23 protein-coding genes are annotated in these 26,177 nt (G+C 69.9%); 11 read left to right on the top strand and 12 right to left on the bottom strand.

Going from position 1 to position 26,177, the window contains the following annotated elements; genetic code table 11:
• Nucleotides 1-23: 23 nt before the first annotated feature.
• Complete coding sequence (locus CDN99_RS05255) at nucleotides 24-233, bottom strand: hypothetical protein (protein WP_088383163.1); 210 nt, start codon at nucleotides 231-233, stop codon at nucleotides 24-26.
• A gap of 252 nt (nucleotides 234-485) precedes the next feature.
• Here CDN99_RS05255 and CDN99_RS05250 point away from each other — a divergent pair, with 252 nt between their 5' ends.
• Nucleotides 486-1,643 (top strand): hypothetical protein, encoded by a 1,158-nt coding sequence (locus CDN99_RS05250; RefSeq protein WP_141100645.1) that lies wholly within the window; start codon nucleotides 486-488, stop codon nucleotides 1,641-1,643.
• 75 nt (nucleotides 1,644-1,718) lie between these two features.
• Here CDN99_RS05250 and CDN99_RS05245 read toward each other — a convergent pair whose 3' ends face one another.
• Together CDN99_RS05245 and CDN99_RS05240 are read right to left on the bottom strand one after the other, a co-directional pair.
• Nucleotides 1,719-2,549, bottom strand: a complete 831-nt coding sequence (locus CDN99_RS05245; protein ID WP_088383159.1) for an HNH endonuclease family protein — start codon at nucleotides 2,547-2,549, stop codon at nucleotides 1,719-1,721.
• 2 nt (nucleotides 2,550-2,551) lie between these two features.
• A complete protein-coding gene (locus CDN99_RS05240) occupies nucleotides 2,552-5,764 on the bottom strand; it encodes an AAA family ATPase (protein WP_088383157.1) in 3,213 nt (1,070 codons plus the stop codon).
• Nucleotides 5,765-6,062: 298 nt separating this feature from the next.
• Between CDN99_RS05240 and CDN99_RS05235 the strand changes: the two genes are divergently transcribed.
• Entirely contained in the window at nucleotides 6,063-6,854 is a 792-nt protein-coding gene (locus CDN99_RS05235) for a transporter substrate-binding domain-containing protein (protein WP_088383155.1), read from the top strand.
• 46 nt (nucleotides 6,855-6,900) lie between these two features.
• Here CDN99_RS05235 and CDN99_RS05230 read toward each other — a convergent pair whose 3' ends face one another.
• The 3 genes from CDN99_RS05230 to CDN99_RS05220 all read right to left on the bottom strand — a co-directional run bounded on the left by CDN99_RS05230 (nucleotide 6,901) and on the right by CDN99_RS05220 (nucleotide 9,944).
• The gene (locus CDN99_RS05230; protein WP_088383153.1) at nucleotides 6,901-8,748 is read right to left on the bottom strand and encodes a hypothetical protein; all 1,848 of its coding nucleotides are present in this window, start codon (nucleotides 8,746-8,748) and stop codon (nucleotides 6,901-6,903) included.
• 225 nt (nucleotides 8,749-8,973) lie between these two features.
• The gene (locus CDN99_RS05225; protein ID WP_088383151.1) at nucleotides 8,974-9,258 is read right to left on the bottom strand and encodes an EF-hand domain-containing protein; all 285 of its coding nucleotides are present in this window, start codon (nucleotides 9,256-9,258) and stop codon (nucleotides 8,974-8,976) included.
• A 149-nt stretch (nucleotides 9,259-9,407) separates the two neighbouring features.
• Nucleotides 9,408-9,944 (bottom strand): DUF4124 domain-containing protein, encoded by a 537-nt coding sequence (locus CDN99_RS05220; RefSeq protein ID WP_141100644.1) that lies wholly within the window; start codon nucleotides 9,942-9,944, stop codon nucleotides 9,408-9,410.
• A 207-nt stretch (nucleotides 9,945-10,151) separates the two neighbouring features.
• Between CDN99_RS05220 and CDN99_RS05215 the strand changes: the two genes are divergently transcribed.
• Nucleotides 10,152-11,072 (top strand): class I SAM-dependent methyltransferase, encoded by a 921-nt coding sequence (locus CDN99_RS05215; RefSeq protein ID WP_088383147.1) that lies wholly within the window; start codon nucleotides 10,152-10,154, stop codon nucleotides 11,070-11,072.
• 6 nt (nucleotides 11,073-11,078) lie between these two features.
• Here CDN99_RS05215 and CDN99_RS05210 read toward each other — a convergent pair whose 3' ends face one another.
• A complete protein-coding gene (locus CDN99_RS05210; RefSeq protein WP_088383145.1) occupies nucleotides 11,079-12,413 on the bottom strand; it encodes an aminotransferase-like domain-containing protein in 1,335 nt (444 codons plus the stop codon).
• 111 nt (nucleotides 12,414-12,524) lie between these two features.
• Here CDN99_RS05210 and CDN99_RS05205 point away from each other — a divergent pair, with 111 nt between their 5' ends.
• Complete coding sequence (locus tag CDN99_RS05205; protein WP_088383143.1) at nucleotides 12,525-13,577, top strand: DMT family transporter; 1,053 nt, start codon at nucleotides 12,525-12,527, stop codon at nucleotides 13,575-13,577.
• Here CDN99_RS05205 and leuD read toward each other — a convergent pair.
• Genes leuD through CDN99_RS05190 form a run of 3 tightly spaced genes read right to left on the bottom strand, consistent with a single transcriptional unit; the run spans nucleotide 13,537 to nucleotide 16,744 of the window.
• Nucleotides 13,537-14,202 (bottom strand): 3-isopropylmalate dehydratase small subunit, encoded by a 666-nt coding sequence (leuD, locus tag CDN99_RS05200; RefSeq protein WP_088383141.1) that lies wholly within the window; start codon nucleotides 14,200-14,202, stop codon nucleotides 13,537-13,539. The two genes, CDN99_RS05205 and leuD, sit on opposite strands and share 41 nt — an antisense overlap.
• The gene (gene leuC / locus CDN99_RS05195; protein ID WP_088383139.1) at nucleotides 14,199-15,728 is read right to left on the bottom strand and encodes a 3-isopropylmalate dehydratase large subunit; all 1,530 of its coding nucleotides are present in this window, start codon (nucleotides 15,726-15,728) and stop codon (nucleotides 14,199-14,201) included. The genes leuD and leuC overlap by 4 nt, the downstream gene beginning before the upstream one ends.
• Nucleotides 15,729-15,739: 11 nt before the next feature.
• On the bottom strand, nucleotides 15,740-16,744 hold the full coding sequence (locus tag CDN99_RS05190) for an alpha/beta fold hydrolase (protein WP_088383137.1): 1,005 nt from the start codon (nucleotides 16,742-16,744) through the stop codon (nucleotides 15,740-15,742).
• 158 nt (nucleotides 16,745-16,902) lie between these two features.
• On the opposite strand from CDN99_RS05190, the gene CDN99_RS05185 reads away from it, so the two are divergent.
• The 6 genes from CDN99_RS05185 (at nucleotide 16,903) to CDN99_RS05160 (ending at nucleotide 23,444) form a co-directional block, all read left to right on the top strand.
• On the top strand, nucleotides 16,903-17,826 hold the full coding sequence (locus CDN99_RS05185; RefSeq protein WP_088383135.1) for a LysR family transcriptional regulator: 924 nt from the start codon (nucleotides 16,903-16,905) through the stop codon (nucleotides 17,824-17,826).
• Nucleotides 17,827-18,017: 191 nt separating this feature from the next.
• Entirely contained in the window at nucleotides 18,018-18,698 is a 681-nt protein-coding gene (gene aqpZ / locus CDN99_RS05180; RefSeq protein ID WP_088383133.1) for an aquaporin Z, read from the top strand.
• Nucleotides 18,699-18,982: 284 nt separating this feature from the next.
• Nucleotides 18,983-20,365 carry a cytochrome ubiquinol oxidase subunit I gene (locus tag CDN99_RS05175; RefSeq protein WP_088383131.1) on the top strand — a complete coding sequence of 461 codons (1,383 nt, stop codon included), beginning with the start codon at nucleotides 18,983-18,985 and terminating at the stop codon, nucleotides 20,363-20,365.
• The gene (locus CDN99_RS05170; protein ID WP_088383129.1) at nucleotides 20,362-21,357 is read left to right on the top strand and encodes a cytochrome d ubiquinol oxidase subunit II; all 996 of its coding nucleotides are present in this window, start codon (nucleotides 20,362-20,364) and stop codon (nucleotides 21,355-21,357) included. Before CDN99_RS05175 ends, CDN99_RS05170 begins: the two co-directional genes overlap by 4 nt.
• A 277-nt stretch (nucleotides 21,358-21,634) precedes the next feature.
• Entirely contained in the window at nucleotides 21,635-22,297 is a 663-nt protein-coding gene (locus CDN99_RS05165; RefSeq protein WP_088383127.1) for an amino acid ABC transporter permease, read from the top strand.
• A gap of 205 nt (nucleotides 22,298-22,502) precedes the next feature.
• Nucleotides 22,503-23,444, top strand: coding sequence for a DMT family transporter (locus tag CDN99_RS05160; protein ID WP_088383125.1), 942 nt, complete (start codon nucleotides 22,503-22,505; stop codon nucleotides 23,442-23,444).
• A 117-nt stretch (nucleotides 23,445-23,561) separates the two neighbouring features.
• Here CDN99_RS05160 and CDN99_RS05155 read toward each other — a convergent pair whose 3' ends face one another.
• The gene (locus CDN99_RS05155; RefSeq protein WP_088383123.1) at nucleotides 23,562-23,780 is read right to left on the bottom strand and encodes a hypothetical protein; all 219 of its coding nucleotides are present in this window, start codon (nucleotides 23,778-23,780) and stop codon (nucleotides 23,562-23,564) included.
• 305 nt (nucleotides 23,781-24,085) lie between these two features.
• Here CDN99_RS05155 and CDN99_RS05150 point away from each other — a divergent pair, with 305 nt between their 5' ends.
• Complete coding sequence (locus tag CDN99_RS05150; protein ID WP_088383121.1) at nucleotides 24,086-24,787, top strand: ion channel; 702 nt, start codon at nucleotides 24,086-24,088, stop codon at nucleotides 24,785-24,787.
• Between the two features lie 128 nt (nucleotides 24,788-24,915).
• Here CDN99_RS05150 and CDN99_RS05145 read toward each other — a convergent pair whose 3' ends face one another.
• Complete coding sequence (locus CDN99_RS05145) at nucleotides 24,916-26,112, bottom strand: hypothetical protein (protein WP_141100643.1); 1,197 nt, start codon at nucleotides 26,110-26,112, stop codon at nucleotides 24,916-24,918.
• Nucleotides 26,113-26,177: the final 65 nt, after the last annotated feature.

Here is a 26,177-nt window from a genome sequence, read left to right as displayed (position 1 = left end):
GCGCATCTCACGCGGGATCAGTATCACCAGGTCAATGCCTCATACATCAGCTTCGCCCCGCAGTACGCCCCCGCCCATTCGGCTCGCCCTTGCGACCATCCCACCGAATCGATCATGCATTGCGTAAACCTGCCCACGTAGGGCGCGCGGCCTTCCGGGGTACCGGCCCAGCTGTCTCCGCCGGAGACAAGCTCCAGTTCCTGCGACGTCAGTTCTCTCATCACTTCACCCATGTCGATAAGTTGAAAAACCGCCGCCGTGTTCGGCGACGTGTTTTGGACTCTAGGTATCGGTCGGCGCCGGGAGAATCGCCTCGATTGGGGCGCAAGAATCGGTGACGCGTCAGGTTCCGTCAGCCGGGAGAGACTGGACAATGGATCCTGCCCTGCGGAAGGCATCGCTCCCGACCGTGGCGACAGCGGCATGAAACTCCCCGTTGGGCGATTGGTGTGATCCCCGAAGTGACGCACCTATGCCTGTCCGGCATGCTGCTGACCGCCACTGCCGACGGCCCTGTGGTCTTCGCGGCGGCGACTCATGACAAGCAAGCAGGGAAACCGACTCCTATGGCGACCACGCCCAACAACAACGCAGCCACGCAGCAAAAACTGGACATCCTGAAGAATCTGGTGACGGCCTATTCGCCGGAGCGACACCAGGCACAGATGCTCCCCATCGGGCATGCCCGATATGGGTGGCATCAGCAGTTCCGGCACCTCGACCCGGCCGGCTGGGCGACACCGCAGAACATCCCCTACGTCGCGGCCACCAGCCTGCTCGATGCGTACTCGCAACTGCCGCGGCGACCCGACCTCGCGTTCAATGCGCTGTGGTCCGCGACAAACAACGCGTACAACGACCTCTATCTGAGCGGGCCCGCGGGAGGTAGCGATCAGCTCACCGACAGTCGCAGCATCAAGAACGTCGCCGACGCGATCGCGGGTCGCTTGAACAACGTCATCCCGCTGCCGGCTGTCGCTGGCGGGCCGGCACAGATCACCGTCTTCGAGCTGCTGAAGAACTACACGGCTTCGGCCACGGACAAGAACCTCCATTTCGTGGCCGCCTACGTTCTTCGCGGCATTGCCGTCGAGACGCACAACACGACCAACGCTGGAACTGCAGCCGTCGTGCGCACATTGCTCATCCCGTCGTCCTACAAGAGCTTCAAGAAGAACTTCCCAGTCTTGCACGCGAGGATCGCGTCCTCCACCGGCGCCAAGTACGCGCAACTCTGCAACGTGTCGGAGAAGGCAAATCGAACGGAGATCGACTACGGCATCGCGGGCGCGAACGCGGACAAGGCAAGAAAGCTCGTTCACGCGACCGGGCTGATCATTCAGCAGGAAATTCAGAGCTACGTGCTGGGTTCCGGTCAGCCTGGCGACGTGTTCGAGGCCGATGCCGAATGGGTGCGCTTTCAGATCCTGGCGCTGCTGTACGCCTCCCGCAATGCGGCGGCACATGGCAACGCCGCCACGCGCCTCAACAGCGTGTTCGCGGATGGCGAGTCCGTTTCCTCGTCGTCGTGGACGTTCCTGTTCTGCTATTGCTATCTGTCGCTGATCTTCCTCTGTCAAGGTCACGTCTCGCTCGCCGACCTCGCGCCCATTTACGAGAACTCCCGGATAGCGTTGACCTGAAATCGATTCGGAGGGCGACTGCGCTGCTCTCATCGGGCAGGAGTTGCTTCGCAGTGGATCTGGCGGCTCTCTCCGTCAGGGCTCCGGCGGAAAGCGCACCTGCACGCCTTCCGTGGCCAGTTCGTCGACGTAGGCATGCAACGCGCGTTGCGTGAACGATCCGAAGTCGGAGTCCCCCTCCCACATCTCCTCCAGCGCCCGCAGCTTGGCCTGGGCGAACGGCGCTCGCGTGATGCGGCTCTGCAGGTAGGTGCTCATCCGCTCCACCGCGTCGTCGATGCGCTGACGTCGCTGCTCCAGCAGCAGCTCGCGCCGGTTCAGCCCCAGGATGCGGATGGTCTCCGCGCCGTGCTCGCTCTTTGCCTGGATCGTGCCGTCGAAGTTGAAGGCGAAGTGCTCGTCCCACGCGAAGCCGGGGCGCAGCGGGTCCAGCAGCAGCGGCTCCTCGGCGTCGATGGGGTCGTCGGGTGACCAGGCACGGCGGCCTTCGTCCTTGAGCGGGAAGTTGTCCCCCTTGCCCGCGAGCTCCTTGTCCGCGCCATGCTTGCGGACGCGATTGCAGTCGATGCAGGACGGCAGCATGTTGGCCCACTCGTAGGCCAGCCACCAGTAGCCGGGATGCTCCTCGCCGTCGGCCTTGATGCCGGCATTGGCGATGCGGCCCTTGGGCCGGTAGTGCTCCAGCTCGGGCGGCGATTGATAGATCTTCGCCTCGCAGTAGGCGCAGCGGTTGTGCGTGAGCGTCATCAGGAACGGGATCGCCCCCTTGTAGACGTCGCCCCGGATGTCCGTCTTCACGCCCTGCGATCGGTTGGTCACCAGGTCCTTCAGCGCGGCGGCGCAGCGCCGCAGCCAGTCTTCCCAGTCGGCATCGCCGTTCGGCGCGGTTCTGCATGTGCCTGGCATGGTCACTCCCTGCTCTCGTCGGCGGCTGGCCGATCCGCGGCGCCGGAGGACGCCGGCCGCCCGCCCGACCGTCCCAGCACGCGGTTCATGACGTCGTTGATCGGATCACCGGTGGGCGCCACCAGGGGCGGCACGGTCCGCGCGGGCGGCCGGCCATAGTTGAGGCGATCGAACTTCTCCTGCCACTGCGCCAGCTCCGCCAGTTCCTCCGGCGACAGGAAGGCCTGGCGCTCGTACAGCCGGAAATAGTTGTTGATGGTGTTCTCCGCCTCCAGGTTGCGCGTCGTATCCATCGCGAAGAGCGCACTGGTCAGGATCTCGTCGACGCGCTGGCCGGTCAGGTTGATCTCCGGATTGCGGACCAGCACGCGCCTGGACTCCGGATCCCGCTCCACCATGCGGATCTCCGCCGGCGCCAATGCCCCGACCAGCAAGGCCGAGTGCGTCGTCGCCACGATCTGCGCGTTCGGGAACTCCTGCTTCGTCAGCGTCACCAGCCGGCGTTGCCACTCCGGATGCAGGTGGGCGTCCAGCTCGTCGATCAGCACCAGCGCGTGCTCCTTCTCGGGGTGGCTGGACTTGGGGTAGATGTCGTAGAGCCGACGCACCAGGATGCCGACCCAGTTGAAGATCGATCCCATGCCCTGGCTCAGCGAGTCGAACTCCACCGGCCCCGCCGGCGTCGACACCAGCACCTCGAAGCTCTGCGGGTCGTAGTCCTGCAGCGCCACGCCTTCCCCGGGCAGCATCGCCGAGACGATCTTCCTGACCGTTTCCAGCATCTTCTGATCGCGCGCCACGCCGTCCTTGGCGGCCACCATGATGTTCAGCAGCCATTGCTTGATGTCGTCCAGCCGGCTGTCCGTCACGCCGGTGAGCAGCGGCTCCACGTCGTTGACCGACGGCTCCAGCGCCGCCAGTGCGCGCGGACCCTTGGGATTGGCCAGCGTCACGCCGCGCAGCACCGGGAAGCCCAGCACCAGCATGCGCCGCAGCAGCAGCGGCGAGTTGGGCGAGCCCTTCACGATCACGCCGTCCGGCGTGCGGATCAGCTCGGTGGTGATCGAGTCCTTCTCGAAGTCCAGCGTCACGCGGCCCGCGTTGGCCGACTTGCGCAGCAGGCGCTGCGCCGGGCGGGCCGTCCGGTCGTCGGTGCCGAACATCGCCAGCGCGATGGCCTTGAGGATGGTCGACTTGCCGCCGCCGTTCATGCCGAGGAAGACGGTCCAGTCCTCGTTGATGTCGATCTCGATGTCCTCGAAGACACCGATGTTGTGCAGCCGCACTTTGCGCAGCACCGGCTGGATGAAGCCCGCGGACCGGTCGCGGGCCCGCGCGCTCACCGCGTCCGCCAGCTTGCCGATGACCTCCGGCAGGGCCGAGAAATCGCGCGTGGGCACGAAGCTGGCCAGCTTGATCCCGAACGACGCGCCGGTGCCCAGCTCCCACAGGTGCTCGTCCAGCTCCTTGGCGACGACGGCCACGTTCTGGCGCTTGGACGAGGCCTCCAGCGGCGGCAGCGCCTTGAGGAATTCCTCGATCGACCGCAGGTGCGAGCCCAGGAACAGCGCGCTGTGCGTGGAGAAGAACGAGGCGAGCAGGCGGCCGTACTCGGGATTGCGGTCGAGCTGGCGCCGCAGCTCCTGCAGCGTCAGGCAGAGGGACTCCGGCTTGCTCGCCATGCCGAACGGCTTGAAGACGCACAACTGCCGCTCCCGCAGCGCCGAGGACAGTCCCTCCGCGTCGCTGAGCGTGAAGACCCGCGCGCCGGCGCGCGCGAAGGCACGCGGCGCGGAGTCGTCCCAGGTGAGATCGATGAACACGCCCTGCGCGCCCAGCCGCAGCAGGTGGTCGTGCAGCGCGCTGTCCGCGCGGCCCACCGTCAGCTCCTGCTGCAGCAATTGGCAGATCTGGCGCCGCGGCAGGCGCGTGAGCAGGGCCTCGTTCAGCAGGTAGGGGCCGGAGCGCGCCAGCAGCTCCCGCAGCATCTCGGCATCGGCCGCGGGCAGCACGCGCTGGCGGCGCAGCGCCGTGAGCACGCGTTCGCACAGGACGTGGCTGGTGGGCAGGCCGGCCTGCGCGGACACGCCCGAGCCCAGCACCACCGCCAGCCGCCCCTCGGTCGCGGCGTCCTCGACGTCGCGCGGCAGCACCGGCAGCGTGGGCGCCAGATCGGCGATGGCATGGCGCTCGCCGCTCGCGGTGGACGGCATCGCCCGCCGCGCCGCGTCCATCTCGGCCTGGATCTCCAGCTCCTGCTCCGTGCGCTTGAGCAGGTCCTCCTCCCGCTCGCGCTTGTAGGCGTCCTCCAGCCGGTCGGCCTCGCGCACGCGGGTCCGGCTGGACCACAAGGCGATCATCGCCACCAGGATCGACGTCCCCGCGATGCCCTGCGACAGGTAGCGCAGATACCAGGGTGTTTCCGGCCCCTGGACGACGGGCCCCACGACAGGTGTCGTGAGCGCCTTCACCGCGATCACGCGACCGTCCGCCTGGCTGTACAGCGAGATCGTGACCGTGCCGCCCGAGCGGGGCGCCATGCCCTTGGGGGCTCGCACCTGCAACGTCACGACGTGGGAGTAGTCGCTCGTGGCCGGCTTGCCGAAGCTGCCCGACTGCGGCGACGTGGCGTTCGTCGAGGGCGACGACACGAAGTACGCGTCCGACGAGGTGGTCGTGGCCGACGGCAGCGTGATGGCCGAGGCGGGCTGCCCGTCGACCAGCACGCCCAACTGCGCGTGCAGGGTGCGCAGGCTGGTGGGCGCCGAGGTGAAGACCTCCGCGGAGACCGCGAAGATGTCGCCATCCGCCAGGGGAATCGGCGCGACATCGACGATCGAGGCCTTGACCACGAAGTCGGACACCGTGCCGCGGGCCGCGGTCGAACGGTTCGGGGACGGTTGCACCGCGCCGATCGGCTCGGTCGACGTGGATGAGGGGCCGACGCCGGCCTTCTGATCCGGGGTGGGCGATCCGCCCTTGCCGGACTGCGGGGCGGCGCTTTGAACGGGGTTCTGAGCCGGGTTCTGGGCCGCGTTCTGGGCCGGGCTCAGCGACGGGTTCCGCGAGGGGCTCTGGTCGGGGTTTGGAGCCGCGTGCTGCGTGGGGCTCGGGGCCTTGTTATCAGGCGGCGGCGCGGCGGCGCCCGCCTCTCCGGCGAGCAGCACCAGGCAGGCGATGCCCAGGCCGAGCCGCCTCGTCGCGATCCAGTCCATGAAGACTCCCGGGAAGACACATCGCGCCGGCGAGCCTCGTCAAGGGGATGCCCGTGCCGCGCGGGTCAGCGTGAAACCTTAGGTCGCGCGATGGCCTTCGTCATCACACAACTTGGGGACGCGACCCGCCCAGCCGCGGCGCCAACCCCGCGCACGCTGGCGCTCCCGCACTCCTGCACTCCTATCTGCCAGCGCACTCGGCGTCGCCCGTGCCACCCGTGCCGCCGCGCATATCCATATGACGCGCGGTTGTGCCGAAGGTGGCAACATCGATCCCTTCTCCGTCCCAGAGGGTTCCATGAAGCACATTCGCACCTCCCTCCTCGCGGCCGCGCTGCTGGCCGGCGTGTCCCTGGCCGCGCAGGCGGCCGATCTACTCGACGACGTCAAGGCGCGCGGCACCTTGCGCGTGGCGGTCGAGGGCACCTACCCGCCCTTCAACTTCAAGGACGAGAAGGGGCAGTTGACGGGTTTCGACGTCGACATCGCCAAGGCCATCGCCGGCAAGCTGGGCGTGAAGCCGGAGTTCACCACCACCGAGTGGAGCGGCATCCTGGCCGGCCTGCAGTCCGGCAAGTACGACGTGATCGTCAACCAGGTGGCCGCCACCGACGAGCGCCGCAAGACCTTCGACTTCAGCGCGCCGTATGTCATGTCCTATCCGCAGTTGATCGTCCGCGCCAACGAGACCCGCACGCTGCGCACGCCGGCGGACCTCAAGGGCAAGAAGATCGGCGTGGGGCAGGGCAGCAACTTCGCCGACCTGGCCAAGAGCTTCGACGGCGCCGAGGTCCGCACCTATCCCGGCGCGACCGAGTACCTGCAGGACCTGGCCACCGGCCGCATCGACGTGGCGCTCAACGACAGCCTGCTGATCCCCTACCTGAAGGAAAAGACCAAGCTGCCCATCAAGGCCGGCGCCCCCATCGGCAAGGCCGCGACCAACGCCATCCCCTTCCGCAAGGGCAGCCCCAACTTCAAGACCGCCATCGACAAGGCCCTCGCCGACCTGATGGCCGACGGGACCTACGCGAAGATCTCGACCAAGTGGTTCGAGAGGGATGTGAGCAAGCCGATCGCGACCCCCTGACGTCGGTCGCCGCGGGGCCGCGCGAGCCGGCCAGGCCCCGCGGTCGCTAGCGTTGGTCCGTCACCACCGTCAGCTTCGCCGACACGGCCTTGGCCAGCGACTCGACGCCTGACAGCAGCGCGCGCAACTGGCGTGCGCCCACGGTGCCGCTGATGGTGCCGTCGCTGGCGATGTACTTGGACTTGAGCACGTGCGGCTGGACGATGACGACCCGGCAGGCGAAGTCCATGCCCAGTGTCTCCAGCGCATCGATCATGGGCTGCGCGTCGGCGATCGCAGGCGCGTTCACGGCCCACGGGTGGTCCCACACCCGCTCCTTGCCCTTCTTCTCCAGGCGATGCTGGACGCGCCCCAGCAGGTCCTTGGCGTCGAACGCGCGCAGATTCTTCGTGGCCTGCGCCGACACCAGCTCATAGGGGCCAGGCGCCACGCAACGGCTGGCCTTGGCGCTGTTGGCGCCCTTGGCGTGGAACAGGGTCAGTGTTTTCGTCGGGCCCCTCGTGTCCAGATGCACGAAGTCGGCCACCTCGCTGGATCCGTCGTCGCAGAAGAGCCAGCACCGCCCCGGCGCAGGCGCCCCCAGCTTGAGCCGCGGCAGCCCCTCCTTGAAGATCCACTTGAAGAGGCTCTGATCCTTGACCGTCATCATCCGGTCGAGCCGCAAGGTCGTTCCTGGCGGCTTCTCCTGGGTGACCTTGTAGCCGCTGAAGTCGGCGAACTCGAACGCGTCGAACGGCCGGTCCTGGGTGCGGGCCTCGGCGAGCGCGCCGTCGGAAATCGTGTGCCCGGAGTTGTAGAACACACGCAGCAGCGATGAGTTGCCCTCGATCGCCCGGGTCCAGGCGGCGAAGGGTTCAGCGGGTGGCTGGGCGATGACGAAGCTCACGCGCTCGTCGTGGACGGTCGGTGCGATGGCAGTCACCGCGGAGGCACCGTCGGCGAGGTGCGTGACCTCCGCGGTGAATGCACAGGTCGGTTTCCCCTTCACGACGGTCGCCTTGCCCAACTCGACGCTGAATCGGGCGGCCAGGTCGCTCGCCAAGCCCTGGCCGCTCGACAGCGTCTCGGGGGAGGCCATCTCGACGTGATAACAGTCCGTGGCCAGGCTGACATCGCTGATGCGCCTGGCCAGGCCGGCATGCACCGCCATGTCCTGCGGCGGCGTCGCCTTGACGGCATCGGCGATGGCCTGGAACACCCCGTCGGTCCGTGCATCGAGCGCGTGGCGGTCGCCGTTGGGGCCGATCCAGGCAGAGGAGTTGCCGAGGCTGACGCCGGCGGCCTCCGAGCGCACGGCGCCGGCGAGGTAGGTCGAGTCGCCCATCGGATCGATGGCGTCGCGCAGGTCCGGTCCCGAGATGATCTTGGCGCTAGGCTTGACGGTGGTGCTGCGATGCGCGCCCGAGAGCCAGAGCGTCTTCATCTTGCGCGCGGCGACGAAGGCCTGGATCAGCAGCTCCTTGGGCAAGGGGCGCCAGGGCGTGAAGTAGCCGGACTTGAAGCGGGCGATGATCGCTTCGCGGTGTTCCGCGTCGGTCAGCGTGACCAGCGTCAGGCCGTCGCGATTCGTCGTCACGATGACCAGGTGATGCAACTGGTCCTTGTCCGCCGCGGCGGGCAGCCATCCGACCGGACGGTGCTCCACGTAGACGCAGCCGACGCTTCGCGCGCCGCCGGGCGTGTCCCAGAAATCGACCAGGTGGCTTGCCGCCAGCACGCCGGGCTCCTTGGCCTTGCGCGTCACGGTGCGAGGCAGCGTGATGGTGGACTCGACCACCTCCATGATGAGCAGCAGCAGCGACATCAGGTCGAGGTCCCGGTCCGCCGTGGGCGTCGGCGATTGGACGATCAGGTGGCTGCTGTAGGGCGATAGATCGGTGGACGTGAATGACATGGTTCTCCCTGCTTGCTGCGACCGTCCGGCGACGAAGGCGCCGGAGGTGCGTCGTTCTTGCACGCGGTGACGGACTCTTGCAGGGCCTCATTCATCACGTGTGATCCCGCGAAGCGCTTCGCCGCGATGGCGCGCGCCTTCTGATGCGGGCAGCAAGCGTAGCAGCGCCGCGATGACATCCTGACCATCGCGGCGCTGCATCGAGGAGAACTTCCGCTTCGCGGCCTACTTCTTCCGGTCCTTCATCTGCGCCGCCGCGAATTGCTTGACCTGCTCCAGCGTCACGGCGCCGGTCTTCTGCGTGTCGATCTCGTCGAAGTGCTTGGCCACCCGCGGCATGCCGGCTTGCGCCTCGGCCTTGGTGAGCTTGCCGTCGTGGTCCTTGTCGGCGGCGGCGAAGCGTTCCTCGAGCTTCTGCGCGGCCTTGCCCTCCTGCGCGTGCGCCGGCAACGCGGTCAGCGCGAGGGCTGCGATCACGGCGCCAGCCATGGCGCCCAGAACTGCTTTCATCTCGGGACTCCCGTGAAGTGGAGCCGCCAGCGTCGCACACGCCGGCCGGCGCTTGAAGGGCTTCGGCGGTAAAGCTGTGTCAAGTCCTGTGGCGCTTGTTGGCGCTTGTTGGCCCGCCACGGCGCGCGTCGCGCCGACCGGAGATTCGCCTACTTGCAGAACAGCTTGATGTCGCCGTGCGCGGTGGCGCGGTCGTAGTCGTCCGTCGGTTTTCGGTTGCCATGCACCACCGCGCCGCTGAGCACATCCTTCGCCAGCGCGCAGCGGTAGGCGTCCGTCTCGGGATTCAAACCCGCGGAGAGGGACTCCGGGACCTTCTTGCCGGTCGGGTGATGAAACCCCGGATCGACGGGGGCGTGCGGCCGGACCTGCGTCGTCGTCGGCGGCTTGGGCGCGGGCACGGGTTGTGGCGGCGGAGGCGGGGGCGGCTTGATCTCGGCGGGCTTGACCGCCGGATCGACCGGCTTGCGCTCCGAATAATGGACGCGGCCCTCGGCATCGACCCATTTGTAGACCTGCTGCGCGCGAACGGCCGTCAATGGCGATAGCAGCAGCGCCGTCGCGATGGCCGTCAGCGTGAGACGGCCCGTCGAGCCGCCGTGCGAGACACGGTGCAAAGCGCGGTACAAAACGCGGTGCAAAGCGATTCCGCGTGCATGGGTTGCCATGCCGCCCTCCCTGATCAATCTGGTTCTTTTCTGTTGGAGCTGGACTGTAAAGAAGGCGGGGCGGAGGAGCGACCCCTCTTACTGGGGTGAACGAGTCGCCCGGACCACAGGCGCCTTGCCTTTGTGCGACGGCCATCTTCCCGCCTTCGGCTGTCGACGACATGACGCCCCGCCGCCCGGGCCCTGGCCGCCTGTCTACACTGGCGCCCCTTCCGCGAGTCCCCCATGCAGCCGCTCCTCGACGTCATCGCCACGCTTGCCCGACCCACCGACGCCTGCCGCGTCTTCCATGGGCGGGGTGGCCTGCACCCGGGCTGCGAGCAATGGTCGCTGGACGTCTTCCCGCCGGTCTGGCTGCTGACCAGCTTCGCCCCCGTGGCCGAGGAGGAACTGGCCCGCATCGGTGACGCCCTCGCCGCACGCTGGGCGCAGATCGCCCCGGGCGAGCCGCTGAACTGGGTCTTCCAGCATCGCGACGAGAACCGCCCGACCAACCGCGTCATGGCCGGCGCCATCCCCGAGGAACACGTCGTCGAGGAGGACGGCGCGCGTTTCCTCGTCCATCTGGCCCATGGGCAGAACCACGGCTTCTTCCTCGACATGGCCGAAGGCCGCCGCTGGGTGCGGCGCTGGGCCGCGCGAAATCCGGGCGGCAAGGTGCTCAACCTGTTCGCCTACACCTGCGCGTTTTCGGTCGTCGCGCGGCAGGCCGGCGCGGGCGAGGTGGAGAACTACGACATGGCGCGCGGCCCGCTCGGCACCGGGCGGCGCAATCATCAGCTCAATGGTGTGCAGGCCCAGGTGGCCTTCCATGCCCACGACATCTTCAACTCCTGGGGAAAGATCCGCCGTGGCGGGCCCTACGACCTCGTCGTGATGGACCCGCCCAGCTATCAGAAGGGCAGCTTCGTCGCGACCAAGGACTACGCGCGGCTCGTGCGCCGGTTGCCCGAGCTGCTGGCGCCGGGCGGCCATGCGTTGGTCTGCCTCAACACGCCGAAGCTGGGCAGCGACTTCCTGCGAGAGACCGTCGCGCAGGAGGCGCCAGAGCTGGCGTTCGTCGAACGTGTCGCCAACCCCGCCGTCTTCGCCGATGCGTCGGAGGAGCGGGCGCTGAAGGTGCTGGTGTATCGGCAGCCGGGCTGAGCCGGCTCAATACGTCCTTGCCTCAATCACCTCCCGCACCTTGACCAGTCCCTCCCGCAACGCGGCCAGGTCGACCGACCCCAACGCCAGCCGGATCGCATGCGGCACGGGCCGCGTGGTGGCGAAGGGCTCGGCCGTCGACACGGATACGCGCTCGCGGCTCAGCGCCATGGCGACCTGATCGGCGCGCACGTCCTCGCCCAGCGGCAGCCAGACGAAATACGACGCCGGATGCCCCACGCGCTGGAGCGGGCCGAGCATCTCGGCCGCCAGGCGCTGCCGCAGCGTCGCGTCCCGGCGCTTCTCGACTTCGAGCCGCGCGACGGTGCCGTCTTCCAGCCAGCCGGTGGTGATGGCGGTCATGACGCCCGGCGTGTTCCAGGTGGTGGCGCGGATGGCGCGCTCCAGCTTCGGCACCCATGCCGTCGGCGCGACGACGAAGCCGACCCGCAGCCCCGCCGCGACGCTCTTCGAGAAACCCGAGACATGCACGGTCAGCTCCGGCGCGAGCATCGCCAGCGGTGGCGGCGGATCCTCGGCGAGGTAGGCATAGGCGCCGTCCTCGATGACCAGCAAGCCGTGCCGGCGCGCGATCACGACCAGCTCGCGCCGCCGCTTCAGGCCCATCACCCAGCCGAGCGGGTTGTTCAGCGTCGGCATCGTGTAGATCGCCTTCACGCGCCGCTTGCGGCACAGCGCCTCCAGCGCGTCCAGGTCGGGCCCCTGGCCCGCCGCGGGCACCGGCACCAGCTCCAGCCGATGCATCTCCGCCAGCAGCCGGAAGCCCGGGTAGGTGAGCGCATCGGCCGCCACCACGTCGCCGGGCTGCAGCAGCGCCATCGCCGTTACCGCCAGGCCGTGCTGAGCGCCGTCCACGACCAGGACCTGTTCACCGCCGACCGTCATGCCGCGACGCGGCAGATGCCGCGCGATCGCGGCGCGGTCCAGCGGCCGGCCGCCATGGGGCTGGTATCGCAGCAGCGTTTCCAGCCCGCCCGCGCCGGCGAGCTGGCGCAGCGCACCGCGCAGCAGCTCCGCCTGCCCGGGCAGCGATGGGTAGTTGAAGCTCAGGTCGACCATGTCCGTCGCCACCGCGTCCAGGTCCACGCCCTGGCCGGGCGGCAGGGCGGTCTCCTTGACGAAGGTGCCGCGGCCGGTCTCGCCGCTGATCAGGCCCATCGCCTCGAGCTCGGCGTAGACGCGCGTCGCGGTGACCAGCGCGAAGCCCTCGCGCTCGGCAAGCTGACGGTGCGTCGGCAAACGCGTGCCGGGCGGCAGGTCACCGGCGCGGATCTCCGCCGCGAGCCGGTCCACCAGCGTCTTGTATCGGGCCTTGGGCATGGCGCTCCACGAGGACACATCGGGTGCGTCCTGTATGCATGACAATTTTTTGATTGTATTGATGGCACTGGTTACGCTGCCGCTTCACCTCCACGACAGCAGGGCATCCGGATGAGCAGGGTCACCAAGTCCGCCCCCATTGGCGTCGCCGTCGGCGACACGGCGGCGACCGGCACGAGCGCTCCTGCCGGCACGATCGTCGCGGGCGATCGCGATGCCAGGGCCGGCGGGAAGGCCGCCGAAGGCGATGTCGACGGTGGCCGTGGAGGCGCCGCTGGTGTCGGCCTGGCGGGGGCCGGCAAGGATGCCGCGGCCCGCGGCTGGCTGAACGGCTTCATCGGCGTGCTGATCTTCAGCGGCTCGTTGCCGGCCACGCGGCTGGCGGTGCGGGACTTCGATCCGCTCTTCCTCACCGTCGCCCGCGCGTCGATCGCGGGTGTGGTGGCGCTGATCGCCTTGTTGCTGCTGAGGGCCCCACGACCATCGCGCGCGCACGCGGTGCCGCTGCTCATCGTGGCGGTGGGGGTCGTCATTGGCTTCCCGCTGCTGACCGCGATGGCGCTGCGCCATGTGACGTCGGCGCACTCGATCGTCTTCATCGCGATGCTGCCGCTGTCCACCGCCGCCTTCGGCGTGCTGCGCGGCGGCGAGCGACCGCGCGCGGCGTTCTGGGTCTTTTCCGTCCTGGGCAGCCTGCTGGTCATCGGCTTCGCCGCCGCGCAGGGCCTGACGGCGGCGCCGGCCGGCGACCTGCTGATGCTGGCCGCGATCCTGGTCTGCGGGCTCGGTTACGCGGAGGGCGCCAAGCTGTCGCGCTCGCTCGGCGGCTGGCAGGTGATCTGCTGGGCGCTGGTGCTGTCGTTGCCGCCGATGCTCGTCGTCGCGCTGCTGACGCTGCCGGCGACCTTCGCCGGCGTCGGCGCGCCGGCCTGGGCCGGGCTGGCCTACGTCTCGCTGTTCAGCATGCTGATCGGCTTCGTCTTCTGGTACCGCGGGCTGGCCCAGGGCGGCATCGCGGCGGTCGGGCAACTGCAGTTGCTGCAGCCGCTGTTCGGGCTCGCGCTGGCGGCCGGGCTGCTGCAGGAGCCGGTCAGCGCCGCGATGCTGGGCGTGACCGTCGCGGTCATCGGCTGCGTGGCGGGGGCTCGGCGATGCTCGCGATAGCGTTGGCGGCCACGTTCTTCAACCACGGTTGCGCGGCCCAGTGCGCGCGGGCGAAGGCGTCGATCCGGTCGCGGTAGGTCAGCGACAGGCCGATCGCATCCAGCCCGTCGAGCAGCATCCGGCGATGCCGCGCGAGCAGGTCGAAGCGGGCCTGGACGCTGCCCGAGCCGCTGCGCAGCGTCTGCGTCTGGACATCGATGCTCACGGCGTTGCCGGGCACCGCGTCGGCCTCGGCCATCAGCCGCCGGACGTCCGCCTCCGGCAGCGTCACCAGCAGCAGCCCGTTGCCCATCGCGTTGGAATAGAAGATCTCGCCGAAGCTCGGCGCCACCACGGCGCGGATGCCCGCCTGCTGCAGGCCCCAGACCGCGTGCTCGCGGCTCGACCCGCAGCCGAAGTTGGAGCCGGCGATCAGCACCGACACGTCGGCGTGGTCGGGGCGGTTCAGCACGAAGTCCGGTCGCGCCCGGCCGGCCGCGTCGAAGCGCAGGTCGTACAGCAGTCCGTCGCGCAGGCCGTTTTTGTCGATGCCGCGCAGGAATTGCTTGGGCATGATCTGGTCGGTGTCGAGGTTCTCGATGCGCAGGGCGGCGGTGCGGCCCTCGATGCGGTGGACGGGTGTCATGACAGGGTCTCCAGGCGGCGGACGTCGGTGATGCGGCCGGTGACCGCCGCCGCGGCGGCCATCGCCGGGCTCATCAGGTGGGTGATGGCGCCGCGCCCCTGGCGGCCCTCGAAGTTGCGGTTGGTCGTCGACGCGCAGCGCACGCCGTCGGCCAGCACGTCGTCGTTCATCGCCAGGCACATCGAGCATCCCGGCTGGCGCCATTCGAGCCCAGCGTCGATGAAGACACGGTCCAGCCCCTCCGCCTCGGCCGCCGCGCGCACCGCGCCGGACCCCGGCACGACCATCGCGCGCACGCCCGCCGCCACGTGCCGGCCGCGCAGCACGGCCGCCGCGGCGCGAAGATCCTCGATGCGACCGTTGGTGCAGGAGCCGATGAACACATGCTGGATGGGCGTGCCCTCCAGCGGCGCGCCGGCGTTCAGGCGCGTGTAGCGCAGGGCGCGTTCGGCGCTGCCGCGGACGGGGCCGTCCGGCATGCCGGACGGATCGGGGATGCGCGCGTCGACGGCCGCGACCTGGTCGGGACTGGTGCCCCAGGTGACCTGCGGCGCCACCTCGCTCGCGTCGAAGCGATGCTCGACGTCGAAGACCGCGCCGTCGTCGCTGCGCAGCGACCGCCAATGGGCGAGCGCGGCGTCCCGATGCGGGCCGGCGATGTCGGGGCAGCGCGCGAGCACGTAGTCGATCGCCGTCGCGTCCGGCGCGATCAGCGCGCCGCGCGCGCCGGCCTCGACCGCCATGTTGCACAGCGTGAAGCGCGCCTCGATCGACAGCGCGGCGATGGCCTCGCCGCGGAACTCGACGACGAAACCGCGCGCGCCCTGCGCGCCGATGCGGCCGATGATGGCCAGCACCAGGTCCTTGGACGTCGTGCCGATCGGCAGCCGGCCGTCGACGTGGATGCGCATGTCCTTCGCGACGCGGTAGACCAGCGTCTGCGTCGCCAGCACATGCTCGACCTCGGTCGTGCCGATGCCGAAACCCAGCGCGCCCAGCGCGCCGTAGGTGGTGGTGTGGCTGTCGCCGCAGATCACCACCATGCCGGGACGGATCATCCCGTGCTCCGGCGCGACGACATGCTCGATGCCTTGCAGCGCGTCGGTGGTGTCGAACAGCGGGATGCCGTGCCGGTCGCAGTTGCGCTTGAGGTTGGTGGCCTGCAGCGCGGAGGCCGCGTCGGCGATCACGCGCAGCCGCGACGGCACCGGATGCGTCGGGATGATGTGGCTCACCACCGCGACGTTCTGGCCCGGCATGGCGACGCCGCGGTCCTGCTCGTGCAGCCCGGCGAAGGCCTGCGGGCTGGTGTACTCGTTCATCAGGTGCAGGTCGCAGAACAGCAGCACGTTCTCGGCGTCGAGCTCGGCGACGGCGTGGCTGTCCACGAGCTTGCGGTAGAGGCTGCGCGGCGCCTGCCGACGCGCGTCCTCCGCCTGGCGCGCGGTATCGGATGCCTCATCGGACGCCGCGCCAGGCGCGGCGCCGGAACCGGCGGTTGACGGGGAGGGGTGGGAAGGACTCATCGTTCGACCTTTCAGGCGAAGAAGGGCAGCACGCGATCGAGCACCGGTTGCGGCGCTTCCTCGGGCAGGTAATGGCCGCAGGGCAGCGCCTCGCCGCGGACGTCGTCGGCGACGCGGCGCCACAGCATCAGCGGCTCGAAGCAGCGGTGCACGACGCCTTGCGCGCCCCACAGCACCAGCAGCGGCATCGTCAGCGTGCGGCCCGCGGCGCGATCGAGCCGGTCGTGCACCAGGTCGATCCCGGCGCTGGCGCGGTAGTCTTCGCAGAGGCCGTGCGCGGTGCCGGGCAGGGCCAGGCAGCGCTGGTACTCGGCCAGCGCGCGCGGGTCGAAGGGCGCGAGGCCGGCGCTGCGGCGGCCCATCACGTCGCGCACGTAGGCGGCCGGATCGGCGGCCAGCAGGCGCTCGGGCAGCGGGGCCGGCTGGATCAGGAAGAACCAGTGCCAGTAGGCGCGGGCGAAGTCGCCGCCGGTGCCCTCGTACATGTCCAGCGTCGGGGCGATGTCCAGCAACGCCAGGCGACGCACCGCCTCGGGCGCGTCCATCGCCAGCCGATGCGCGACGCGGGCACCGCGGTCGTGCGCCAGCACGTCGAAGCGCGCATGGCCCAGCGCGCGCATCACGCGCAGCATGTCCGCCGCCATCGTGCGCTTGCTGTAGGCGGCATGCCCGGCATCGCCGTCCGGTTTGGAAGAGTCGCCGTAGCCGCGCAGGTCCGCCGCGACGACGGTGAAGCGCTCCGCGAGTCGCGGCGCGACCTGGTGCCAGATGGCGCGCGTCTGCGGATGGCCGTGCAGCAAGAGCAGGGCGGGCCCGGTGCCGGCGGTGGAGACATGGATGCGTACGCCCTCGGCGGTGGCGACGCTGCCGTGCGTGAAGCCGGGCAGCAACGCGGCGAGGTCGTCGGAGACGACCTCGGGCGACGGCGCGGCACGGGCCGGCGTCGGCGCTTCGTCCGCGCGCGTGACGCTCGCGGCGTTGGCGGCGCTGCCGGCGATCTCTGGGGCGTTTGGCATGGGGGTTCCTGGCGATCGGCTGGGGACTGTCGGCATGGCCCGCCGCGGCGGCCGCTGGGCGTCATGCCGACTTTCCCTGGGGATGGTCGTGATTCTGAAAGTGAATCGAGATCGCATAATTTCCGGATCGGCAGTTCTTTCGTTCTCCGGAGTTACCAATGGACGGCTTCTCGGATCTGGCCTTCTTCGCGCTGCTGGTCAAGCACGACAGCCTGGCGGCGGCCGCGCAGCAACTGGGCGTGACGCCGCCGGCGGTGAGCAAGCGGCTGGCGGCGATCGAGCGGCGGCTGGGCGTGCGCCTGCTGCAGCGCACGACGCGGCGCATCGGCCTCACGCCGGAGGGCGAGACCTACCTCGTCGACGGCGCCCGCGTGCTGGAGGACCTGGAGGCGCTGGAGCGCAGCGTCGCCGGGCAGCACGCGGTGCCCAAGGGGCTGGTGCGGGTGGCGGCGAGCTTCGGCTTCGGGCGCAGGCACATCGCGCCGGCGCTGTCGAAGTTCGCGCGCAAGTACCCGGACGTCGAGGTCCAGCTGGCGCTCACCGACCGCCCGGTGAACCTGGTCGAGCAGGGCCTGGACCTGCAGGTGCATGTCGGCGACCTGCCGGACGCGCGGCTCACGGCGCGGCTGCTGGCGCGCAACCGGCGCGTGCTGTGCGCGTCGCCGGCCTACCTGAAGCGCGCCGGGGAGCCGGCGTCGCCGCGCGACCTGGCGCGGCACGCCTGCCTCTTCATCCGCGAGAACGACGAGACCTTCGGTACCTGGCACTTCACGCAGGGCACGCGCAAGGACACCGTGAAGGTCCGCGGCCCGCTCGCCTCCAACGACGGGGAGAGCGTGCTCGCCTGGGGCCTGGACGGCCACGGCCTGCTGATCCGGTCGATGTGGGAGGCGGCGCCGATGCTGCGCTCGGGGCGGTTGCGCGCGGTGCTGGCGGAGTGGGCGCTGCCGCCGGCGGACATCCACCTGGTCTTTCCGACCCGCGCGCTGCTGCCGGCCAAGACCCGCGCGCTGGTGGACTTCCTGGCGGAACGTTTCGAGCCGCACCGCGAGGCCGCCGCGGGGGAGGACGGCGGCTGGTGAGCCGCGCAACCCGTCCTTGTGCCACGTCGGACCGCGCGGCGCGAGCCCCCGTGTCAAGGGACGTAAAGGGCCGCACGCGTCATCCGGTCACTGCCAGAATCCGCCGGCATCGGCGCACGAGCGCCGGCCACGACAAGAACGAAGCTCACGACACCCGGCGCCGCAGCGCGTCTCAGCAAGGGAGGACTCCCATGAAAGCAGTGTTCGCCGAATTGATCGGCACGTTCTGGCTCGTGCTCGGCGGCTGCGGCAGCGCCGTGCTCGCCGCCGCGTTCCCGCAACTGGGCATCGGGCTGCTGGGCGTGTCCCTGGCCTTCGGCCTGACGGTGTTGACGATGGCCTTCGCCATCGGGCACATCAGCGGCTGCCACCTCAACCCGGCCGTGTCCATCGGCCTGTGGGCGGGTGGGCGTTTCGAGACCCGTCGCCTGCTGCCCTACATCGCGGCGCAGGTGATCGGCGGCGCGCTGGCGGGCGGCGTGCTCTACCTGATCGCGAGCGGCAAGCCCGGCTTCACGGTGGGCGGCTTCGCGTCCAACGGCTTCGGCGAGCACTCGCCCGGCGGTTACGCGATGGGCGCGGCGCTGCTGTGCGAGGTGGTGATGACGGCGATGTTCCTGTTCATCATCATGGGCGCCACGGACAAGCGCGCGCCGCAGGGCTTCGCGCCGATCGCGATCGGCCTGGCGCTGACGCTGATCCACCTGATCAGCATCCCGGTCACCAACACGTCGGTGAACCCGGCGCGCAGCACCGGCGTCGCGCTCTTCGCCGAGCCCTGGGCACTGCAGCAGCTGTGGGCCTTCTGGGTCGCGCCCATCGTGGGCGGCATCCTCGGCGGCGCCGTCTACCGCGCGCTCTCGCGGGACTGAGCGCCGCGCCGCGGCGGCCGGTCACGCGCGGGCCGCAGGGGGCCGCGCGTGGCGCGCCCGGCCCGCCAGCCCGGGACAATTTGTCCTAGGGCGATCTGTCCTAGGACGTTCCGCCCTAGGACGATCTGTCTCTTCCACGTGCGCATGAAGTCCTGAACACTGCGCATCGTTGACGCATCGCAAGGCGTTCCGGGCGCGGCCCGGGCTTGAGCGATCGTCGCGGAGAGACCCCATGAACACGGACATCGGCGCCATCGGCCGCGCCCTGTCGAGGCGGCGCTGAGATGGACGCGCTGATCCTCGCGCGGATGCAGTTCGCGCTCAACATCACCTTCCACATCCTGTTCCCGACGATCACCATCGCGCTGGGCTGGATCGTGCTTTTCATGCTCTGGCGCTGGCGGCGCGGCGGCGATGCCGCATGGCTCGCGGCCTATCGCTTCTGGACCCAGGTCTTCGCGCTGAGCTTCGCGCTGGGCGTGGTCAGCGGCGTGACGATGAGCTTCCAGTTCGGCACCAACTGGCCGGGTTTCATGGAGCGGGCCGGCAACATCGCCGGGCCGCTGCTGGGCTACGAGGTGCTGACGGCCTTCTTCCTGGAGGCCGGTTTCCTCGGGATCATGCTGTTCGGGCGGGAGCGCGTCAGCCCGCGCGTGCACTTCGTCGCGACGGCGACGGTGGCCTTCGGCACGACGCTGAGCGCGTTCTGGATCCTGAGCCTCAACTCGTGGATGCAGACGCCCGCCGGGCATGAGGTGCGGGACGGCGTGATCCACGCGGTCGACTGGTGGGCGGTGGTCTTCAATCCGTCCTTCCCGTACCGGCTCGCCCACAAGCTGCTGGCGTCGGGGCTGACCGCCGCGTTCCTGCTGTGCGGTGTCAGCGCCTGGCAGATGCTCAAGGGCGTCGCGCGGCCGGAGACGGCGCGCGTGCTGCGCGTCGGGTTGACGCTGGCCGCCGTGCTGGTCCCGCTGCAGTTCCTGGCTGGCGACATGCACGGGCTCAACACGCTGAAGCATCAGCCGGCCAAGGTCGCCGCGATGGAAGGCGTGTGGACGACGGAGCGCGGCGCGCCGCTGTTGCTGTTCGCGTGGCCCGACGAGCAGGCGCGGGAGAACCGTTTCGCCATCGGCATTCCGCGCGCGGCCAGCCTGATCCTGACGCACGACGCGGACGGCGAGATCCGCGGGCTCAATGAATTCGAAGGCGCGCATCCGCCGGTGAAACCGCTGTTCCTGGCGTTCCGCGTGATGGTGGGCATGGGCGTGCTGATGCTGGTCTTCGCCTGGGGCGGCATGTGGCTGTATCGCCGGTCGGGCTGGACACTGCTGCCCCGCGGCTGGTTGTGGGGCTTGTCGCTGATGAGCTTCTCCGGCTGGGTGGCGACGGTCGCCGGCTGGTACGTGACCGAGATCGGCCGCCAGCCCTTCATCGTCTACGGCGTGCTGCGCACGCAGGAAGTGGCGGCGAACAACCCCGGATCGATGGTGGCCGTGTCGCTGGCCGCTTACGCGACGGTCTATCTGGCGCTGTTGATCGCCTACGTGGCGGCCATCAAGCGGATGGCGGAGAAGGTCGAGCAGGCAGAGCCCGGCGGGCAGGGGGGCTCGACGCCGTCGTCCGATCGGGGCGGTCCCGCGGCCGTGATTTCAAGGAGCTTCGCATGAATGCGACCGAGGGCCTGCTGCCCGTCATCTTCATGGGCCTGATGGGGCTCTCGCTGCTGATCTATGTGGTGCTGGACGGTTACGACCTGGGCGTGGGCATGCTGTCGGCCATGGCGTCGGAGGCGGACCGCGATCCCATGGTCGCGTCCATCGGGCCGTTCTGGGACGCCAACGAGACCTGGCTGGTGCTGGCCGTCGGCCTGCTGCTGATCGCCTTCCCGAAGGCGCAGGGCGTGGTGCTGACCGCCCTGTACGTGCCGGTGCTGCTGATGCTGCTGGGCCTGATGCTGCGCGGCGCGGCCTTCGACTTCCGCGCCAAGGGCGACCCCGCGCACAAGCGGTGGTGGGATGCGGCCTTCGCCGGCGGCTCGGCGCTCGCCGCGCTGTCGCAAGGCTGGATGCTGGGGCGCTACGTGACCGGTTTCGAGGACGGCGCGGCGGCGCGGTGCTTCGCGGCGGGCATCGCGGTGGCACTGGTCGCCTGCTACGCGCTGCTGGGCGCGGGGTGGCTGCTGATGAAGACCGAGGCGGCGCTCCAGGAGCGCGCCGTCGCATGGGCCAAGCGCGCCTGGCCGGTGGTGCTGGCAGGGCTGCTGATGGTTTCGGTCGCGTCTCCCTGGCTGAGCCCGACGGTGCGGGAGCGCTGGTTCGACATGCCCGGCCTGATCGCGCTGGCCCCGCTGCCGGTGATCGCGCTGCTGGCGCTGGCGGCCGTGCGCGGGCTGCTCAACTCGCACCGCGTGCGCGGCAAGCTGTGCTGGTTGCCGTTCTTCCTGACGGTGGTGGTGTTGACGCTCAGCTTCTTCGGCTTGTCTTACAGCCTCTATCCGTTCGTCGTCATCGACCGCCTCACGCTGTGGCAGGCCGCGGCGGCGGATGAGTCGCTGAGCTTCCTGCTGGTCGGGTGCGCGCTGACGATCCCGGTGATCCTGATGTATTCGCTGTTTTCTTATCGGGTGTTCCGGGGGAAGGTGAGGGCGTTGGCGTATTGAGCGGCGCCCCTCCTGTGGAGATCGGCGCCCCTCCTGCGGAGATCGGCGCGTTGGCCGCCGGGGCATGGGGCCTTTGCCTGCGCAAAAACCCCATGCCCCACCGTCCCCCATCACCTCCGCATGCGAAGGTTTCTCCATCGCGGCATGCGAAGGTTTTGCGGCGCGGCACGCGAGGGATTCTTTGCCGGGAGTGCGGTGGTTCTTCTACCGTGACGTGTGGTGGGTGCTCTGGTGGCAACATGGCCGCTTCGCCGAAAGGCCCGAGCCGTTTTCCCCCATGGACCTTCCCTCGCTGCTTTCGCTCGCCCAGATGGCATGGCCGGTGATGCTCAAGGGCACCGGCTACACGCTGCTGTTCGCGGTGATGTCGATGCTCTTCGGGCTGCCGCTGGCGGCACTGATCACGCTGATCCGCGTGCTGCGGATCCGGGTGCTGGACACGGTGATGGCGGTCTACGTCAGCGCGATGCGCGGCACGCCGCTGCTGGTGCAGGTGTTCATCGTCTATTACGGGCTGCCCAGCATCGGCATCGAGTTCTCGCCGCTCGCGGCCGGCGTGCTGACGCTCACGCTCAACGTCGCCGCTTACATGAGCGAGACGCTGCGCGGCGCCATCGGCGCGGTGGAGCAGGGCCAGTGGCTCGCCGGCACCAGCCTCGGCCTGAGCCGCCAGCAGACACTGCGCTTCATCGTCGGCCCGCAGGCGCTGCGCGCCGCCGTGCCCAGCCTCTCCAACAGCCTGATCTCGCTGATCAAGGACACCTCGCTGGTGTCGGTGATCGCGGTGACCGAGCTGATGCTCGCCACCAAGGAGCTGATCTCCACCACCTTCCAGCCGTTCCCGCTCTACCTGGCCGCGGCCTGCATCTACTGGCTGCTGAGCTTCTGCTTCGAGCAGATCCAGAAGTGGATGGAGAAGCGGATGGCGTATCCGCATTGACGCCGGGCCGTGCGGCGCCGCGCCCACCCGATGATTTCAGGACGTGAGGACGTGAGGACGTGAGGACGTGAGGACGTGAGGACGTGAGGACGTGAGGACGTGAGGACGTGAGGACCTGGAGGCTCGATGCCCGACTTCCGCGACGACGCGCGGTGGCGTGCGATTAGTCGTCTGGCCGTGTGCCGGCCGCGGCCATAGTTCCCCCATGAGCGCCACTCCCCAGCCTGCGTCGCCCCCCGAGGCGGCGGTCTCCCACCTGTCCACGCATCTGCGCCTGATCGGCATGGCGGTGCTCTGGGGCGCGTCCTGGCCGTGGGGGCGGGTGATCGCGCAGGCGATGCCGCCGCTGGCCGCGGCCTCGTGCCGCTTCCTGCTGGCCAGCCTGATCCTGCTGGCCTGGCTGCATCGCACCGGGCGGCTGGCGGCGCTTCGCGGCTGGACGGCATCGCGCTGGGCCGGGATGACGCTGGCCGCGGCGACCGGCGTGCACGGCTACGCCACGTGTTTCATGATGGGGCTGCAACACGTGCCGGCGGGCAAGGGCGCGCTGGTGGTGACGATGAATCCGGTGATCACCATGCTGCTGGCGGCCTGGATCTTCCGCGAGCGGCTCAATCGCGTCATCGGCCTGGGCATGGCGCTGGCCGCCGTGGGCGCTGTCACGGTGATCACGCGCGGCGAGCCCTGGCATGTGCTGGACGGCCGTGTCGGCATCGGGGAACTGCTGCTGCTGGGCTGCGTGGTCTGCTGGGTGGGCTACACCCTGATCGGCCGACGCGTCATGGCCGGCGTGGATGCGTTGACCACGACCGGCGTCACCGCGGCGCTGGGCGCGGCGATGCTGCTGCTGACCAGCCTCGCGGTGGAGGGCGCCGCCGGCTGGACCACCGTGCTGCACGGCCCGGCCAACGCGTGGCTGTGCCTGGTGATGCTGGCGGTGGGTTCCACGGCCGTGGCCTATGCCTGGTACTTCGACGGCGTCAGGACGCTGGGCGCCGGCGCGGCGTCCGGTTACATCACGCTGGTGCCGGTCTTCGGCGTGGTGTTCTCCGCGCTGTGGCTGGGCGAGGTCGTCGACGCGTCTCTGCTTATCGGCGGCACGATGGCGATCGCCGGCACGGCGGTGATGAACTTCGGCCGGCGCTGAGCCGGGCCGGGGCGGGGGCCGGCGCGGCCGGTCCGTTCCGGCGCCAGCCGGCGGCCTTTCATGCCGGCGCCGACCGGCGCGCCGTGCTCGTCCGGTCGCCGACGCGCGGAGCGCCTGCTACTTGCGCGCGGCGCCCAGCAGCACCAGCCCGCCGCCGACGATCGCGGCGATGCCGGCCCACAGCGGGACGTTGACGCGTTTGGTCTCCTCGACCTTCAGCTCGATCGGGCCGACCTTGGCCGCGGTGTTCTCCTTCGTGTACGAGAACCCGCCGTAGACGAGCCCCAGCACGCCCGCGACGATCAGGATCACGGCGATGATTCGAATGCCACCCATGGCGTCCTCCAACGGTTGTGAGTTGTGCAGCGATTGGAGCGCCTGTGTGGGGCAGCGCACGTAGGACGGCGCCGCATGCCGATGTCGGGCCGTGGCTCGTCCAGGTCCCGCGCACCGTCGCATCCCTGGCTGCCGTAGGTTCGGCACGGCACGGCACGGCACGGCACGGCACGGCATGGCACGGTATGGCTGGGCTGGGCTGGGCTGGGCTGGGTTGGGTTGGGTTGGGTTGGGTTGGGCGAGGCGAGGCGAGGCCAGGCCAGGCCAGGCCAGGCCAGGCACCGCCGGGCGGTGAGAATGCGGCGATGGGCCCCCTCCGCTATTTCCGTTATCTGCGCTATCTCGCGCTCACCCGACGCCATCCGTCCGCGATCCTGCTGCTGGTGCAGTTGGCCGGGTTGCTGCTCTACCCGCTGTTCGAATCGAGCCGCTCGGCACCGCTGGCGCTGGGCGCGTTCGGCATCGTGGTGCTGATCTTCACGACGCGCATGGTGCGCAGCACCCCGGGGCTGACCTGGCTCAGCGCGACGATCGCGCTGCCGGCCGTCGTGCTGCTGCTGTTGCAAGGGGTGTGGGGCATGCCCTGGCTGCTGCCCTGGTCCGCGGCGCTGGAGGCGCTGTTCTACTTCTACGCCGCCGGCAGCCTGATCGCCTACATGATGAGCGACTGGCACGCCACGACCGACGAGCTCTTCGCGGCCGGCGCCACCTTCACGCTGCTGGCCTGGGCCTTCGCCTACGTGTTCGTGGTGGTGCAGGCGCTGTACCCGGGCAGCTTCTCGGCGGCGGTGAACCCGCAGGACCCGCGCACCTGGACCGAGCTGGTCTTCCTGAGCTTCGCGCTGCTGTCCAGCACCGGCATCGGCGATGTGATCCCGGTGAAGCCGCTCGCCCGCGCGGTGACGACGATCGAGATGTTTGTCGGCGTGATGTACGTGGCCGTGGTCGTCTCACGGCTGATCGGGCTGACGCTGCTGCAGCACGAGACCAGGAAAGAGCTGGACTGACACGCGCGCTGACCGGCGACCAGCCTTGGGGCCGGATGATCGGCGCCCGGCGCCCGGCGCCCGGCGCCCGGCACCCGGTGCCCGGCACCCGGTGCGTGGCGCCTGGGGCCTTGAGCTTGAACCCGGGGTCAGTCCTTGCGCGGCTCGTCGTCCCGCCGCAGCAGCTTGTCGGCGCCGGTGGACTCCGCGGCGCGGGTCGACAGGTTTCTCGCCCACGCGAAGCCCTTCTTCGCCGCGCCCATCGCCTGCGTGGCGGCCTCCGCGGTGGTGGTCTTGACCTGCTCGGCGCTGGGCAGGCGCTCCTGGGTCCAGGTGGCTGCCTTCTTCGCCGCGTCGACCGCCTGCGCGGCGGTCTCGTCGGCCTGGGCGCGGACCTGGTCGAGCGACGGCAGCCGCTCCTGCGTCCAGTCGGCGGCCTTGCGCGCGGTGTCCCAGGCCTGCGTCGCGGCGACGGCCGTGGTGGCGCGGATCTGGTCGGCGCTGGGCAGCCGCTCCTGCGTCCAGTCCGCCGCGTCGGCGATGGCGCTCTTGACCTGCCCCGCGGCGCCGCCGGCATAACTCACCGTCTGGTTCCAGCGCTTGGACAGCTCGCCCGGGGGCGCGGTCGCGAGCAGCCGCACCACCGTCTCCAGCGCCTGCGTCTCCTGCGGCGTCAGCGGACCGCCGGCCTCCAGCATGCCGCGCATGAAGACGCCCAGGTCCTTGGCGATGGCGGGGTGGTTGCAGTCCGGGTTCAGGTGCAGGAACTCCGCGCCCTCGGCAGCCATCGCCTCGAGCTCGCTGCCGCCCAGGCGCGCTTCCACGATGGCGACCGACTGCTCGACGAACGGGCGGCTCAGGCCCCAGTCGGCCACCAGGTGGTCGATCAGGTAGCGGCGCTCGGCGTCCTCGATGGCGCCGTCCACCGCGGCCAGCCGCAACGACAGCGGCGCGATCAGGTCGAACAGCGCCAGCCCCAGCGTGTCCAGCGGGGTGTTCAGGTACTTGGGGATCTCGATGACGCGGTCGCCCTTGGTCGCGCTGAGCAGTCGGTACATGCCGTAGCAGGCCCCGCCCGAGGCCAGCGCCGCCAGCGCCACCCAGCCGATCGGCGTGGCCGAGGCGCCGAGCAGCGACGCCACCATGCCGGTCTTGGCCACCGCCGCGCCCGCGCCCGCGGCGCCCAGCACGTCCCAGACCTCGCGCCCGCGGTTGATCATCCGCAGCGAGGCGTAGGCGGCCTCGCCGATGGCCAGCCTGGCCTTGAAGCGCAGCGGGTCGGCGACGACCTGGTCGACGCCGTGGAGCTCGGGCGGGGGCGGCAACAGGAGAGGGGACGACGACATCGGGCAGGGCTCCATCGGGCGGCGTTGGGGGATCGGGGCCGAGTCTACTGTCCGCAAGTTTGAGG

Source organism: Roseateles aquatilis (genome assembly GCF_002205645.1).
Taxonomy (GTDB): Bacteria; Pseudomonadota; Gammaproteobacteria; order Burkholderiales; family Burkholderiaceae_C; genus Roseateles; species Roseateles aquatilis.
This window is presented reverse-complemented; position numbering and strand designations above follow the sequence as displayed.